At 41.8% G+C, this 15,290-nt stretch carries 17 protein-coding genes; 8 read left to right on the forward strand and 9 right to left on the reverse strand.

What is annotated here, in order from left to right; all coding sequences use genetic code 11:
* Positions 1–51: 51 nt before the first annotated feature.
* The gene (locus tag CXM95_RS08080; protein ID WP_005236152.1) at positions 52–1,452 is read right to left on the reverse strand and encodes a C69 family dipeptidase; all 1,401 of its coding nucleotides are present in this window, start codon (positions 1,450–1,452) and stop codon (positions 52–54) included.
* A 165-nt stretch (positions 1,453–1,617) separates the two neighbouring features.
* Here CXM95_RS08080 and CXM95_RS08090 point away from each other — a divergent pair, with 165 nt between their 5' ends.
* From CXM95_RS08090 to CXM95_RS08105, 4 genes are all read left to right on the forward strand, one after another.
* Complete coding sequence (locus tag CXM95_RS08090) at positions 1,618–2,037, forward strand: DUF4430 domain-containing protein (RefSeq protein ID WP_016612115.1); 420 nt, start codon at positions 1,618–1,620, stop codon at positions 2,035–2,037.
* The gene (locus CXM95_RS08095; protein WP_005236149.1) at positions 2,021–2,566 is read left to right on the forward strand and encodes a hypothetical protein; all 546 of its coding nucleotides are present in this window, start codon (positions 2,021–2,023) and stop codon (positions 2,564–2,566) included. The genes CXM95_RS08090 and CXM95_RS08095 overlap by 17 nt, the downstream gene beginning before the upstream one ends.
* A gap of 156 nt (positions 2,567–2,722) precedes the next feature.
* A complete protein-coding gene (locus CXM95_RS08100; RefSeq protein ID WP_086298954.1) occupies positions 2,723–4,018 on the forward strand; it encodes an ISL3 family transposase in 1,296 nt (431 codons plus the stop codon).
* A gap of 243 nt (positions 4,019–4,261) precedes the next feature.
* Positions 4,262–4,633, forward strand: coding sequence for a hypothetical protein (locus CXM95_RS08105; RefSeq protein WP_101698976.1), 372 nt, complete (start codon positions 4,262–4,264; stop codon positions 4,631–4,633).
* Positions 4,634–4,722: 89 nt separating this feature from the next.
* Here CXM95_RS08105 and CXM95_RS08110 read toward each other — a convergent pair whose 3' ends face one another.
* A complete protein-coding gene (locus CXM95_RS08110) occupies positions 4,723–4,995 on the reverse strand; it encodes a hypothetical protein (RefSeq protein WP_005226206.1) in 273 nt (90 codons plus the stop codon).
* A 135-nt stretch (positions 4,996–5,130) separates the two neighbouring features.
* Here CXM95_RS08110 and CXM95_RS08115 point away from each other — a divergent pair, with 135 nt between their 5' ends.
* Entirely contained in the window at positions 5,131–5,328 is a 198-nt protein-coding gene (locus tag CXM95_RS08115; protein ID WP_005236143.1) for a hypothetical protein, read from the forward strand.
* A 36-nt stretch (positions 5,329–5,364) separates the two neighbouring features.
* On the opposite strand, the gene CXM95_RS08120 is transcribed toward CXM95_RS08115, so the two are convergent.
* From CXM95_RS08120 to rsxC, 3 genes are read right to left on the reverse strand one after another with little or no spacing between them, the layout of a single operon-like run.
* Positions 5,365–5,937, reverse strand: a complete 573-nt coding sequence (locus CXM95_RS08120; RefSeq protein ID WP_005236140.1) for a hypothetical protein — start codon at positions 5,935–5,937, stop codon at positions 5,365–5,367.
* A gap of 23 nt (positions 5,938–5,960) precedes the next feature.
* Positions 5,961–7,031, reverse strand: coding sequence for an RnfABCDGE type electron transport complex subunit D (locus tag CXM95_RS08125; protein ID WP_005236139.1), 1,071 nt, complete (start codon positions 7,029–7,031; stop codon positions 5,961–5,963).
* Positions 7,024–8,361 (reverse strand): electron transport complex subunit RsxC, encoded by a 1,338-nt coding sequence (gene rsxC, locus CXM95_RS08130; RefSeq protein ID WP_005236138.1) that lies wholly within the window; start codon positions 8,359–8,361, stop codon positions 7,024–7,026. The genes CXM95_RS08125 and rsxC overlap by 8 nt, the downstream gene beginning before the upstream one ends.
* Positions 8,362–8,545: 184 nt before the next feature.
* On the opposite strand from rsxC, the gene CXM95_RS08135 reads away from it, so the two are divergent.
* On the forward strand, positions 8,546–10,480 hold the full coding sequence (locus CXM95_RS08135; protein ID WP_086299473.1) for a heavy metal translocating P-type ATPase: 1,935 nt from the start codon (positions 8,546–8,548) through the stop codon (positions 10,478–10,480).
* Between the two features lie 31 nt (positions 10,481–10,511).
* Here CXM95_RS08135 and CXM95_RS08140 read toward each other — a convergent pair whose 3' ends face one another.
* Positions 10,512–10,955 (reverse strand): hypothetical protein, encoded by a 444-nt coding sequence (locus CXM95_RS08140; RefSeq protein WP_008381931.1) that lies wholly within the window; start codon positions 10,953–10,955, stop codon positions 10,512–10,514.
* A gap of 120 nt (positions 10,956–11,075) precedes the next feature.
* Positions 11,076–11,603 (reverse strand): HdeD family acid-resistance protein, encoded by a 528-nt coding sequence (locus tag CXM95_RS08145; RefSeq protein WP_005226199.1) that lies wholly within the window; start codon positions 11,601–11,603, stop codon positions 11,076–11,078.
* A 137-nt stretch (positions 11,604–11,740) separates the two neighbouring features.
* Between CXM95_RS08145 and CXM95_RS08150 the strand changes: the two genes are divergently transcribed.
* A complete protein-coding gene (locus CXM95_RS08150) occupies positions 11,741–12,235 on the forward strand; it encodes a hypothetical protein (protein WP_005236128.1) in 495 nt (164 codons plus the stop codon).
* A 67-nt stretch (positions 12,236–12,302) separates the two neighbouring features.
* On the opposite strand, the gene CXM95_RS08155 is transcribed toward CXM95_RS08150, so the two are convergent.
* Positions 12,303–12,899 carry a nitroreductase family protein gene (locus tag CXM95_RS08155; protein ID WP_008381927.1) on the reverse strand — a complete coding sequence of 199 codons (597 nt, stop codon included), beginning with the start codon at positions 12,897–12,899 and terminating at the stop codon, positions 12,303–12,305.
* Positions 12,900–13,011: 112 nt separating this feature from the next.
* Positions 13,012–14,463: an NAD-dependent succinate-semialdehyde dehydrogenase gene (locus tag CXM95_RS08160; RefSeq protein ID WP_008381925.1), complete on the reverse strand. Its 1,452-nt coding sequence runs from the start codon at positions 14,461–14,463 to the stop codon at positions 13,012–13,014.
* Between the two features lie 215 nt (positions 14,464–14,678).
* On the opposite strand from CXM95_RS08160, the gene lepB reads away from it, so the two are divergent.
* Positions 14,679–15,227 carry a signal peptidase I gene (gene lepB / locus CXM95_RS08165; RefSeq protein WP_005236123.1) on the forward strand — a complete coding sequence of 183 codons (549 nt, stop codon included), beginning with the start codon at positions 14,679–14,681 and terminating at the stop codon, positions 15,225–15,227.
* Positions 15,228–15,290 lie beyond the last annotated feature (63 nt).

The raw sequence follows: 15,290 nt of genomic DNA on the forward strand, positions 1-15,290 counted from the left end.
GCTGCAATTCCATGTAAAGTTTTTGTTAATCCTTTTATTTTCAACGATTGACTAATCGGCTAAAGAAAAACGCAAGGCCATTTTATTACTGCCAGACTCCACCATTTTTCCTAGTAACGTTGTTGCATTTTTTAAATACAGTTCGGCCATCTCAGCGTTGGCTTCTTCAAGCAGACGAGTAGGCTCCTTTTCAGCGGAAGCTTTACGATCAGTTTCTTGTTGGATGCGGCGACAAGCCGCCATCGTTTCCATTTCAAAACGGTTGGCAAGATCACTATAGCGATCGTAGTCGCTGTCCCCAATCAACGCCAAGGTGCGTCCTAACCAATAGCTATTTGTTGGATCGTAGGTCTTTGTCGTATCACAATAGCCAAGTGGGGTCTTAGTGATAGCTGCATAAAAGGGCACAACGCCGTTGAAGGTATTGGGGCCAAAGGCGAGCCAATGAATGCCAGCGATTGCTGCAGGCACGTGGTTGCGGATCTGCAAAATATGGACTTGCTGGTTGCGATTAAGAGCAATCGATCGAAATTGTGTTTTTTGTGTCTCGGTCCCTGTACCGTAAGGGTCAAAAGGCGTATTTTGGAAGTGGGAGCTCAATGCCCATTTTACATCTTCCACGGATAGCTTTTGTTTTGGGTAGCATACAAACGGGAGCTCTTGATCGATCGGTTCAGCAACTGTTCCGCTAAAGTGTTTTTGAATGTACCATGCCCGCGGGTTGTTGTAACGGGTATCTTTTTCTGAGGAGCTGCCAAAAATATGGCGTAGATTAATGCCTTCAAAATCAGGATTTAATTGATAGTCTTCAATCAACTGTTCGAGATCCTGCGAACACAACGTCATTTCTGAGGCGAAATCGAAGTGATCAATGTTTAAGCGATTGGGTGCCACGACATAGGCATCATCTGGTATGCGAACAGCTGCCCAGTGATGTCCACCGATGGTTTCCATATACCAAATTTCCTCGGCATCAGAAAACGCGATCCCGTTGGCTTCGTAGGTCCCATAGGTTTCTAAGAGTTCCCCTAGGCGAAGAACACCTTCTTTAGCGGAATGAATGTAAGGCAGTACAATGCTGACGAAATCAGCTTCCCCGATACCATCTTCCACATATGGATCAATGGCCAAAACGCGTGAATTGGTCGTAATCGTTTCTGTCGCAGTCATGGCGATATTTACTTCATTGATTCCTGAAGCTGCCCAGACTCCTTGGGATTCATCTGCTTCAGGTGTCGAAGTATAACGTAAGGGATCCTTAGGTAAACGGATTCGACAGCCGCTTAAAACGGCGTAAAATTCATTTCCTTGCTGTTCTGGAGTGATGACGACGAATTTTTGCGGTTCCGAACCGCTCCCTGAATCTTCATTACGGGCAATCATGGTCGAGCCGTCAATCGATGCTTTTTTTCCTACTAGTAAAGTGGTACAGGACGCTTTTTTTCTATCCATCTTTCCAACACTCCTTCATTTCTTCTTACGAATGATTGAAGCTAGTATACCCATAGTCACATGGATTTACAATGCTTTCTATAGAGGGGAACAAAAAAATTTCGCCTTTTTTATTTATTTTTAGTACAATAAGGTGTTGTAAAAAAAATCAAAGGAGCCATTATTATGAAGAAAACAGTAATTTTTAGTTATATTTTTTTACTAAGTCTGGTTTTTGCCGGATGTGCCAAACCATCGATGGATGCGGGTAACTCCTCTAGTGACTCTTCGTCAGTCCAACAAAATGCCGAAGAGCGCACTGCCCAAATCAGCTTCAATAATAAAAGTGAAGAGCAAGACCAGGAGATCGAAACCAAAACGGTCACTTTTAAAGAAGGGGTTTCTTTGATGACTATCATGAAAGAGAACTTTGACTTGGAAGAAAATCAAGGGATGATCACCAGCATCGACGGTTTAGCCCAAGATGAAAAAGCTGGCTATTATTGGACATATACGATCAATGATGAAATGATTACGACTGGGGCAGATGATACCTTTTTAGGAAACAACGATAAAGTGGTTTTCACCTATGAAAAATTCGAATAAACCACTTGTATTTGCTGGAAAAGAAATTGCTTATTTAGGGTTGCTTGTAGCAGCAGCCGTCGTCGGCAGGACACTTTTTCAACCTTTACCCAATGTTCAACCAATGACGGTGATCTTTTTATTAGTAACCATCCATTTAGGTCTTAGTCGTGGATTGATCGTTTGTCTGCTCTCGATGCTGATTACCAATTTTTACATGGGAATGGGGGTATGGACGATTGCCCAATTGATTAGCTATGCCGTCGTAATTTTTGGAATGTATCTATTATCAAAAAGCAAACTGTTTATGAAAAAGTTGTATTTACAAGTCATTTATAGTGTATTTGCAGGTTTTGCGTATGGCTTTGTGATATCTTGGATCAGTGTCAAGCTTTATGGGTTTCCTAGCTTTGGGGCTTACTATTTTCAAGGAGTGAGCTTTGATGCGTTGCATGCAGCGGGGAATGGCATCTTTTATTTGATGCTGGCACCGATTTTTCTGCGACTTTTCCAACACTACTATCCAAATAAAGACAGCGAAGGGCACTAAGCGCCTCGCTGTCTTTTTGCGGCTCTATAATTTATGGGACTGATGAATCAGAATTGATTCTTCAGTCCCATTTTCATTTTAGGTATTAAAAAACATATCGTTCTCTAGTATGATTAAATCACCACAAAATAAACAACTGAGAGGACGATATGCTATATGAATGATTCTATCAAAAAAATGCTGAGAATAATAGAGAAAGATTTGATGATTATAGAGGTCTCTTACGAGACCCTTCAGAAGAAAAAGACGTTGGTCGTCGATGCTGTTCTCTCGCCTGCTCCTCGTGCTTGTAGAAGTTGTGGTTCTACTGTGGTAGATGGAAACGGGAAAGCAATTATAGTGAAAAATGGGAAGAAGGAAACGATTGTCCGTTTTGAACAATACAATCATATGCCTTTGGTTATGCGCCTAAAAAAACAGCGCTATACCTGTAAAAACTGCCGAACCCATTGGACTGCTCAAAGTTATTTTGTCCAACCCAGACATTCAATCGCAAATCATGTTAGATATAAAATTGCTTCTTTACTGACTGAAAAAGTATCTTTATCTTTTATTGCGAAAAGCTGTCAGGTATCTTTGACCACCGTTATTCGTACATTGAAAGAGTTTAAAAGCTATTTACCAAAGCAATCTAAGAAGATTCTCCCCAGAGTATTGATGGTTGATGAATTTCGTTCGCATGCTTCCATAGAAGATAAAATGAGCTTTATTTGCGCAGATGGCGAAACAGGAAAATTAATAGATGTTTTGCCTACGCGTAAATTACCTCGATTAACAAGCTATTTCTTAGGTTGTACCAATCCAGAAGAAGTAGAATTCTTGGTTACAGACATGAACGCTGCCTACTTCCAGCTCACCAAACGTGTTCTGCCAAATGCGAAAATAGTGATTGATCGGTTTCATATTGTCAAACACATGAATCAAGCGTTCAATGAGTTGCGTATCCGTGAAATGAATGAACTTCGTAAAGTAGGACAGAAAAGCCAGGCAGAAAAACTGAAAAAGAACTGGCGCTTTTTGCTAAAAAATCGTGCAAACATCAACCATTATGAATACAAAACATGGAAAAGTTTCCGAGCACCAAAATACCCATTTCTTACTGAAGCAATGATGATTGATCGATTGCTTGAGTTTTCTACGCCCCTGAAGGAGGCGTATCCCTTTTTTCATGAATTAGTTGAAGCCTTTCGAGACAAAGACCCTGACTTATTTTTCTGCATATTGGCAGAACTTCCCGAAACGTTAGATGACGGCTTTCGGGAGAAGCTTCAAAACCTTCTGACCTATGAAGAAGGCATCACCAACGCAATGATCTATCCTTATTCCAATGGAAAAATAGAAGCGAAGAATACCCACATAAAGACAATGAAACGAGTATCCTACGGATTTAAATCATTCGAGAACATGAGAATTAGAATCTTTTTGATCAATCAATTAATCAATGTAAGATAACAAAAAATCTGAGCCAGAATGCGGTTCATTCTGACCCAGATTTGATTTTGCACAACTCATCAGTCCTTATTGACAAAGAGCCCTTTTTGCTTGACTCAGCAGTCGTGGTGACAAAAACGTCTATGTCTAGAGGAAAAGTCTTTGATAATCAAACGTGTTGAATGGGGCTATGTGAGGAAACAAGCAGGCATATTGTTGTGCAAAAGCGTTTTCTGCAGGTATCCTTAAGGTAGCTAAGGAAGGATGTGGCTTTTGATGAAATGGATCGTGAAAAAAGATGATTTAGAAAGCTACCGTGCGAAGTTCCATGGAAAACTGGCTGGTTATGCCGAGGAAGCCAAAATGATTGCCCTGCCAACACCAAAGTATTTTATCGTGGTGGTTGAAGAAGAAAAAATCCACTTGATTCAGTTAGATCTGCAATTTCATGAAAAAGGGATGCAGACAATTATGATCCATGAGATCACAAAATTACAACTAGGCGGTGTGGTAAATAAAAAAGTTCAGATTCAGACACCTTCGTCCACTGTCAAATTAATGATCAAACCGTTGGCGATCGGTATCAAAGAGGAGCAAAAAGCCTTGATCGATCGGTTTACCAGAATGTCGCGATAAACATCGGAGGAACACGCGGGAAAAATCAGCTGGATTTTTTCAGAAAAAAAGCAAGGGCAGTTGTCTGCACTTGCTTTTCGTGAGTCCTGTTATTCTGGCGTACCGACGATTTTAATAAATTCATCGATATTCTTGATCTTCATATGTTTGATCACTAACTGTTCCCGCTTGTTCCATTTTCCTTCAACTTCTAATTGGTATTTATTTAATGGAAGGCGTAAGACATAGCTGGCTAAGTAGCGATCCTTAATAATGCAATTTACGATTTTGTGGTCTTCTAAAAGTTGGATACCTGTCAGCATCATTGGCGTTTCTTGAAAAACGCGGCTATTGACTAACAATCCAGTGTGGGTTTCGTTCATGGGATCTTCCTTTCTGATAAACCTGGGATAAATCATCTTTCTGTCTGTTATGTTACCTGATTTGCATCAGAAAGGCAATTCCTATAATAAATCCTCGTTATTATAGGTCAAGCACAAAGAAAGGAGGGAAACGACATGGTTGGGTATAATCGTTTCTCAAATGAGTTTCAAAAGGCTTCGAAAGAACTCCGTGAAGGGAAGAAGTCCAAAAATGCCAATAAGGGGCTGCGAACCCGACAAAAAATCGCTGCTGAAAAAGAGCAAAAAGCACAAAATGCTTTTTCGACTGGTTTTTTGATCGGTTCCTTCAGAGAGTTATTCCGCAAAAAATAAGCAAGTTCCGCTGCCAAAGCGGGACTTGCTTTTTGTTTAGAATAAATAATTGAAGAAGACACCATTGAGAAAGGAAAAGCTTAGATAGAATAGAAAAAGTGTTACGATATCCAGTGGTAAACCTTTTAGAATTGGCGGAATCGTGGCAATTTGATTCCGTGTATGAACCCCTGACAAAGCACAAGAAAAGAGGAAATACATGCCTACAGCAACAAATAAATTGGTTAAATAATCGGTATAGGGAAATTGGGTCACGGTGGCGATCGTCAGCAAGAAGACACTGACTAGGGTCGTCTTTTTTAGATCATTCGTCAAGAAACGTTTTTTTGCAGGAACGATCAGTAAACACAAGCCCCCCGCAATCAAGGCGATGATGGCAGCACTTACCAAGTTGGTGACCACTTGATTGCCATAGACGAAACGATTTTGAAGTAAAAGATAAAAGCTTAACCCACTGAACAAGTAAGCGACCGCAATGATCCCTGAGAGGAAAACCACCCGTGTCGTCACGTTCGGTTTTTTCTCTTTGACGGTTGGTGCCAAATTTTGACAGGCGTAATTTGTGAGTAGAATGACTAGAAAGACCACTAGCCGATTGGCGATCATCATAAGGAACCCTCCTTTTTTACGATTTAGCTCATGATTTTAAGGTTGAACGGGGTCTTTTTTCCTTCCCCTAATATGCGAAGGCGTAAGAAGCGATCAATAAGTGGGGTGAAACAATTCATGATCAAGATGGCATAGCTCATGCCTTCATTTGTAAAACCAAAGAAACGGAAGAGCACAACGAGGAGGCCAACGCCTAAGGCAAAAAGATTTTCTCCTGCTTTTGTTCCTGGTGTCGAAGAATAATCAGTCGCCATATAAATCGCACCCAACATGGCACCACCACTGATGATATGACCGATGACCGTTTGCCAACTGCCAGTAAAAAGTCCTTCTGGACCAAGGATAAAAGCAAAGAGCCCGATCGTCGCAAAGATAATCAGTGGGATACGAGGGGAGATGATTTTCTTGTAAACGAGAAAAATCCCACCCAACAGTAAAAGTAAGGCACTGGTTTCACCGATTCGTCCTCCGGTAAATCCTAAAAAGGCATCCACTAGTTCAGAGCCACTCAACGTTTCTCCTGCTTTCATGACAGCTAATGGTGTGGCACCAGAAACAACATCGTTCGCTGTAGCCTGCGAAACGACATCAGGTGCGATGCTGCCAAAAGGTGGATCAGGCCAACTGATTAGAAACATTTGGTTATAAAACAAGCCAATCAACAGGGCTCGACCGCCGAGGGCTGGATTTAGAAAATTATAACCAATACCGCCAAAAAATTCTTTGACGATGATTACGGCAAACGCCACCCCAATCACGGGAAAATACCAAGGTGCGGTTGGTGGGAGGTTCATCGTTAAAAGCAAGGCCGTCACGACGATGCTTAAATCGAAGCGAAACGGCCGTTTGACAAGATAGGACCAAAGTCCGTCGGCAGCAAACGCCGTGGCTAGTGCAATGAAAAACAAGCCATAAACTTTCAATCCAAAAAGGTAGCCAGAGAATAAAACTGCTGGCAGCAAGGCTAATACCACACACCCCATGATTTTAATGGTCTCGTCATTGCTGCGAATATGGGGGCTTGGGGGTGTTTCTTGATTTTTCCTTTGCTGAAAGAGACGTTCGCTATCGGAATCCTTGTAATAATCAGGCACTTTCCTTCGCCTCCTTTTGCAACTGGGCAACTTTGCCTTTTGCGGCAGTGATATTGGCAGCTAAGGAACGTTTAGCTGGGCAGACGAAGGTACAGGCACCACAATTGATACATGCTTCTGCCAATAATTCTTCACACTTTTGATAATCCCCCGCTCGATAAAACTGATCGATCTCCATTGGCATGAGGCGCATTGGACAAGCTTCGACACATTTGTTGCAGCGAATACAGGGATTTTCGGCATAGAGCCAATCGGTTTCTTCATTAAAAACAACGATGCCGTTGCTGCCTTTGGTGACCGGAACTTTCAAGGTTTTGACGGATTTTCCCATCATTGGTCCACCAAGAATCAATTTGCTGGGGGCTCCTTGAAAGCCGCCGGCAAAGTCGATCAATTCTCCTGCGAGTGTTCCTAACGGATTTTTGACGATGCAGGGATTTTGAACATCGCCGGTAACGGTTGTATAGCGTTCAATCAACGGTTTGTCATAACAGACCGCTTCGGCGATGGCAAAGCTGGTGGCAACATTGATCAAGACGATACCGATATCGGCAGTCAAACCACCTAACGGCACCTCTTGATCGGTCAATAACTCTACTAACTGCTTTTCACCACCGGTTGGATAAACAGTTGGGACAGTAACGACTTCTATCGTGTCATCCTCTGCACTTGCGGCTTGCATGGCTGAAATGGCTCTTGGTTTGTCATCTTCGATGCCTATTATGATTTTTGGACCATCCAGTAACTTTTGGGCGATCTTTGCACCGTGAATGATTTTCTGGGCTTCTTTTTGCATTAAGAAAGCATCACTGCGTAAGAACGGCTCACATTCAGAACCATTTAAGATCAAAGTATGGATTTTTTGGGTTTCATCAATACTGAATTTGACATGGGTGGGAAACGTTGCACCGCCTTTGCCGGCGACGCCGCCTTGACGGATTTTGTTGAGGATGGTTTCGTTAGCAGCAGATTGCCAGTCGAAGGGGGCTGACAAAAAATCATTTTGATAAGCATAATCATTTTCAATGATGATGGTTTTTCCTTCTTCATTGTTTTGATTCGGCCAATCGACCATGTCGACGATTTTACCCGAAACAGATGCATGAATTTTGGCAGATACAAACGCATCAGACTCAGCGATCACTTGCCCTTGCTTGACGTAATCACCAACGGAAACAATCGGTTCCACCGGAGCACCAATATGTTGTGCTAAAGGGATAAAGACCATCGTGGGTGAAAAGGTAAGAATTTCATCTTGTTCGATCATTAATTTTTCTTTTAACATTTTTAATGGGGGACTTAGTGAAATACCGCCAGTAAATGTTCTCATAACCAACACTCCTTTCTCTCCTAAGTTTATTCTAGCATGCCATAAGGAATCACAAAACCCAAAACGCTTACATTTCACAAGAAAAACTTCTTTCGGTTGACATATGATTGTTTATTCATATATAATAAGTCTATAAATATGATTGATCGTTCATATGATAGATGGACTAGAGGAGGTTTTACTGATGGCTGAACATACTTGTCAACATGATCACACAAAAACGGAGGGGCATTCTCATACTCACGATCATGGGACTCTCCCACGTAACATTTATTTTGTAGGCTTACTGCTCTTTATACTGGCACTTTTTGTTCCGAACCAATGGGTGAAAGATGGGTTTTATTTTGCTGCGGTTTTATTAGCAGGTTATCACATTTCGTGGGAAGGAATCGAGGATACCATAAAGAGTACCAGAGCCAATCGGCGATTCACACCGAATGTACATCTTTTGATGTTGTTGGCAGCGATTGGTTCCATGGTCATAGGAAATTTTAATGAAGCAGCTTTGTTGATTTTGATTTTTGCAGGCGCTCACTTCTTAGAAGAATACGCCGAGGGACAAAGTCGAAGAGAAATCACCAATCTTCTCAAATTGAATCCCACGGAAGCCCGTTTGATGGGTCCGGATGGGAAAACCAAAAAAATTGCCGCTTCTGAGATAAAAAAAGGAGATATTTTGCAAGTGCTACCTGGTGATCAGTTAGCAACAGATGGCGTAATCCTTTCTGGAACGAGTGCCATCAATGAAGCTTCGATCAATGGGGAAAGTATTCCTCGAGAAAAGACTACAGGAGACGAAGTCTATGGGAGTACGATTAATGGAAACGGCACATTTTTGATGGAAGTCACGAAAGACAGCTCTGAAACAGTCTTCGCAAAAATTCTTTCAGTGGTGGAAGCGGCGCAATCAAATCAATCACCGACCGAAACACGAATCAAAAAAATCGAACCAATCTATGTAACAGTTGTTTTCATTGCAGTTCCTTTGTTCATTTTGACTGCACCGTTTCTCTTTGGTTGGGATTGGTATACAAGTTTTTATCGTGGGATCGTAATGATGATTGCGGCTTCTCCTTGTGCTTTAGCGGCAAGCGCCGTCCCTGCTAGTTTATCGGCGATCTCGAATCTAGCGAAAAAAGGGATTCTTTTTAAAGGGAGCAATTACTTGACCAATTTCGCTCAGATCAAAGCGGTGGCTTTTGACAAAACGGGAACTTTGACCGTCGGAAAACCTACAGTCACGGAAGCCGTTTTCGCTGATACGATCGATCGAGCAGAGGCAGCAGCGGTCATCGTTTCGATGGAAAAGCAAGCCAACCACCCATTAGCAGATGCGATCGTTACTTATTTCGAGAAGACAGAGAAAATACGAGAAATCGAACAGTTGACTGTCACAAACGAGATTGGTTCCGGTTTAGGTGCCGTCGCAGGAACAAAAACCTATCGATTAGGAAAAAGAACCGAAAACACCCAGTTAACAGGTTTGATGGAGCAACAGTACCGTCAATTGGAAGCGCAAGGAAAAACAATGGTCGTGTTTTCCATCAACGAAGAGGTTACGGCGATCATCGCATTGATGGATGAGCCGAACGAACAGGCAGCTTCTGTGATTCATTATTTGAAAAATGAAGGTATCCATACTGTTATGATTACCGGAGACAGTGCTTCTGCTGGTGAAGCAATCGGTCAGCGCTTAAAGGTTGACCAAGTGGCTGCCAATGTTTTGCCTGAGAACAAAGCGGAAGCGGTACGAGCACTCCAAGAAGCATACGGACAAACCGCCATGGTGGGTGATGGTATCAATGATGCCCCTGCACTTGTTCAAGCAGACATCGGCTTTGCGATGGGGGAAGGGTCAGATGTTGCGATTGAAGTAGGAGACGCAGTGATCATGAAGAATGATCTTTCGCGTTTTGCATATGCCTATCGCTTAGCGAAGAAGATGGATCGGATCATTTGGCAAAATATTTTTTTCTCCATGTTTATCGTCGCGTTATTAGTCGGCTTGAATCTATTCGGCATGATGAACATTGGGTTGGGGGTATTTGCCCATGAAGGCAGTACATTGATCGTATTGTTTAACGGGTTACGTCTTTTGCGTAAACTGCCAGAAGCATAAAAAAAGCGGCTATCGAAAGATAGCTGCTTTTTTAATGACTGAATTGTGTCGAAGTTGGAAAATCAAAGGCATCGATTTTTTGTAATCGATTTTCGATCCTTCTTAGAATTCCTTCAGAGGATTCTAACGGTTTGATTGCATGATAAGCAGTCAGCAATAGGACTTTTTCTTTAGCAGGACGATTTTCGATGCGATAGATATTGGCTAATCGTTCAACATATTCGTAATGACTATAGTCCGTTTTATTGATCAAGAAGTGCAAGAGATCTTTTGCTTTCGCATAGTCTTCTTGAAGATAGAAACTGATCGCTTCACGATACAATTTGATATCGAGTTCTTCGATTTGTTCTGGATTCGCTTTTAACGCACGCCACTCATTGATCGAGATTTTTCGTACGACTTTGCCAGTTGCATCGGTCAAAAAAATTACCGGTACATCGTTTGGATGTTTTGCTTCTTGCTTGATTTTCTTCATGTCGCACCTCCCGCGTGTCAATGGACTGACTGTTTGATATCTCCTATTTTAAAAGGAATAGCGGGAAAAGTCTACATGTAGATGTTAGATTCGTAGGAAATTTTAAAACATTCTCATTTATTAGGCTCTTTTTCGTTGAAAATGGTTGACCGCATCGGAGGCACCCATGAAAATCAAGATCCCGCCAAAAATTTGGAAGAATAACAACCAAGTGGCGAAGGGATTCAATACTAGGATGATCCCTGCAGCAATGATCAATAGACTGATGATCAAGCTAGTGATATAAGGTAAGCCAATGCGTTTTTGGTTAAAGCTTGCCATCAATCGGGTGCAACCGCTGATGGTGATCATGATTCCTAAGAAAAATGGCACGATGGCAAGTAATCCTTTGGCAAAAACTAAAATCGCAGCTGCCGCAATCAACAGTAAGATACCAGAGACGGATTGCACATTGCGATAGCCCTTTTGTTTTTCTTTGTAGCTCGTATACAAGCTGATAATCCCTAGACATGCGATGTATCCGGCAACGAGATAAACGATCGTGTTGAAAACAGATCGTGGTGCAATCAAGATAATGAAGCCGAAGACGATATATACGACGGCACGAAGCAAGTCATAGCGTTGTAATTTATCAAAAAATGCATTCATGATAATTCCTCCTTTTTTTCTTATTGTACCGAATTCTGGTGAAAATAGATATCAAAAAACCTAGGAAATAGACTAAGCCTTTTGTAACAGATCATTTTTTGGTAAAATAGGGAAAAGAAAACAGAACGGAGAGTTTTATGAGTGGGTTAACGCTATTGATGTGTGCCTTTACGATCGTTTTGTACCTCTATTTATTGGTGGTACGCAAAGAGATTCACTTTATTGCTGTTGAGCGCAAACTAAGCAAAATCGCTATTACGATCTTTTCAGTAATGATTATCCTATCCATGTTGATGATGGATGACCAATTGGATAATCAGGTGCGAGGAATCGTTTCAGGTTTTGTCTTTTTAAGCTTTGTGCTAGACAGCCGCGGGTTAGCCCTAGATCGAATTATTGTCCATCCAATGAGTATTAAAGGGGTACTGTACCAAGACATTGATCGGGTCGTATTATTTCAAGAAAAGGAAGGGCAGCCCATCAAGATGAACTATTTTCGAAAAGGGATGCGGGGACCATTAATGAAATTCAAACAACCGTTAGCTGAATTGGTGGTTTTTTTGTCGGAGCACTTGAATGAAGGAACACCGATCGATATTCTGGTCGATCATGATCAAGGAAAAAATGACTAAAAGACCCTTGATTGCTGCCGTATGTGGCCGTAATCAAGGGTCTTTTTTTTAAAATCGGGAATCGTTTTTAATGGAAAACGCGGAAACGTTCGTCATCATTTAAAAATTCTTTTTCATTTGGTTCGCTTTGTTTTGAACCAAAAACTAATTGGGCCCGCAGCTGCCAATTTTCAGGAATTGACCATTCAGCTACAACAGCATCATCAATTACTGGATTATAATGTTGTAAGTTGGCGCCTAATCCGGCTTCTTCTAAAGCTACCCAAACATTCGCTTGGGCAATCCCATTCGATTGTTCTGCCCAGACCGGGAAGTTATCTGCATAAAGGGCAAATTGGTCTTGCAAGTTCTTAACGGTATCTGTGTGAATAAAGAATAGAACGGTCCCATAACCTGCTTTAAAGCCAGCAAGTTTTTGTTTCGTTGCTTCAAACGCCTCCGGTGGTGTCAATGGTTCTAAAGCAACCTCCGTTAACGTCCATAATTTTTCGTGGGCATCGCCAAATAAAATCACGGCACGTGGCGATTGTGCGTTAAAAGCAGTTGGGCTGTTTTTTACTGCTTCTTTCACGATGGCTTCGATTTCTGTATCTGAGAGTGAAACATCTTTGCCTAATCCATAGATTGAACGGCGCTGTTTGATCGTATCAAGAAATTTTGTCATAGTATTCCACCTTTTCTATTGTCATAGAATGAAGTATACATTCTTACTTAATGTTAGTAAAACAAAATGCTTTGTAAGAAAAAAGTCAGGCAAACGCGCCTGACTTTTTTTCTTACTGGGCATCAATGGCGATAAATTTGACAGTCACGTATTCTTCAGGACCATATTTGCCGTTTTCACGACCAAAACCGGAATGTTTGACGCCGCCGAAGGGAGCCGCCGGGTTTGAGATCGCAATGTCATTGACCCCAACCATCCCATATTGGAGGTTTTGGGCTACATCCGAGATTGTTTGCAGATTCGTTGAAAAGAAGTAAGAGGCTAATCCAAATTCCGTATCATTTGCCGCAGCGATGACTGCTTGTCGATCCGTAAATGAGATCAATGGAATCACGGGTCCAAAGGTTTCTTCATAGTAAATAGTCATGTCAGGAGTGATGCCGTCGATGACCGTTGGTGCAAAGAAGTTGCCTTTTTCGTATTCACCTTCAGTAAGCTTCTTCCCACCGAATAAGACTTTAGCCCCTTTATTTACCGCGTCTTCCAGCTGGTCGATGATTTTTTTAACGCTTGCTTGATTGATCAAAGGACCAACGGTGGGGTTCTCTAAACCATTACCAACAGTTACGGCTTCCATTTGCCCTAATAGCTTTTTAGTAAAGGCTTCTTTGATGGATTCTTCGACAAAAATTCGATTGGGGGATGTACAGACCTGACCGTTGTTGCGGAATTTTGCTGCAATTAATTTTTCAGCAGCTAAATCTAAATCAGCATCAGCAAAAACAAGAAACGGGGCATGGCCGCCTAACTCCAATGAAACTTTTTTCAGAGTTGGTGCAGCTTGTTCGTATAATTTCATCCCAACTTTCGTGGAGCCGGTAAAGGTGATTTTTTTGACTTGTTTGTTCTCAGTCAATTCTTTCCCGATTTCAGAAGAATCCCCTAAGACGATATTGACGACTCCGTCAGGAAGGCCCGCTTGTTGAAAAAGTTCACCTAAAGCCAATGCTGATAGGGGTGTTTCTTTAGATGGTTTCATAACAAGGGTACAGCCAACTGCCATGGCAGGAGCGATTTTTCGAGCAATCATATTGGAAGGAAAGTTCCAAGGCGTGATCGCACCAACAACACCGATGGCTTCTTTTCGCACCAGCCAATGATTGTGTGCAGGAGCTGGAATCACTTCGCCGTAGACCCGTTGTGCTTCGGCGGCATTCCAACGGAAATTGTCTACGTTGGATTGGATTTCTGCCTCTGCCTCCTTTAATGGTTTTCCTTGTTCCATGCTCATAATTTTTGCCAAACGGTCGCTTTCTTGTTCCATTAAATCAGCAATCTTGTTCATCAAATCGGCTCGTTCTCGAGGCGAACGTTTTGACCAATCTGTGAAGGCTTTCGCGGCGGCATCGATCGCTTGTTTTGTTTCATCGATGCCTCCTTGGCTGACTTTTACCAGTTCTTCATTAGTGGCAGGATTGGTAACCGAAACCGACTCTTTTGTTCCTTCAAGCCATTTTCCGTCAATCAATAACTTCGTGGGCACTTGTGGTAACTGTTGGTTCATTTTGGCACTTCCTTTCAATAATGGGTTCTATTTCAACCGTAGCACGGATTAGATAAGATGACAATTCATACGCAAGTCCAATGATTCCCCAAATTTTCATAAAGAACCAGAGAGGAGATGTCCTGCTCCTTTCATTTTATGGTAGAATAGAAAAATAAGAATGTTTGTTCGATTCTTGGAAAATATAGTTAAAACATTCAAGGAGTGAGGGACGCGTGCAACAAGTAAAAGAGCTTTTAAAAACAGTAGGATTTGTCGTGATCTTTACTTTATTCCTCTTGTTATTAAGACAGTATGTCTTTACCCCTGTGATCGTAAAAGGAGATTCGATGGACCCCACATTACATGATGGTGAGCGGGTGATTGCTTTGAAAAATACCGAGATCGAACGTTTCGATATCATAACGTTTGAAGCACCGGATGAAGCAGGCAAAAACTATATCAAACGCGTAATCGGATTACCTGGCGACCAGGTTTCCTATCAAAACGATACCCTTTATATCAATGGACAAGCATATGATGAACCCTACTTGGATGAATTCAAAGCAGCTGTCGCAGATGGCTTTCCGTTGACTAGTGATTTTGATATGGGGTTATTTGGTGTTGAAGTCATTCCTGAAGGTCAAATTTTAGTGTTAGGGGATAACCGTCGAATTTCCAAAGATAGTCGTCAATTAGGTCTGATCGATGAATCAACAATTTTGGGGGATGTAAAATTTGTTTTCTGGCCAATTGCCGATTTTGGTATGGTAGGCAAAGAATGAAATTCTGCGATTGTTATTTTGTTTTTAAGGAGAGTCTCTTAAAAATAAAGACGCATTCGAAAA

Origin of the sequence: Enterococcus sp. CR-Ec1, assembly GCF_002850555.1 — a bacterium.
Taxonomy (GTDB): domain Bacteria; phylum Bacillota; class Bacilli; order Lactobacillales; family Enterococcaceae; genus Enterococcus_D; species Enterococcus_D entomosocium.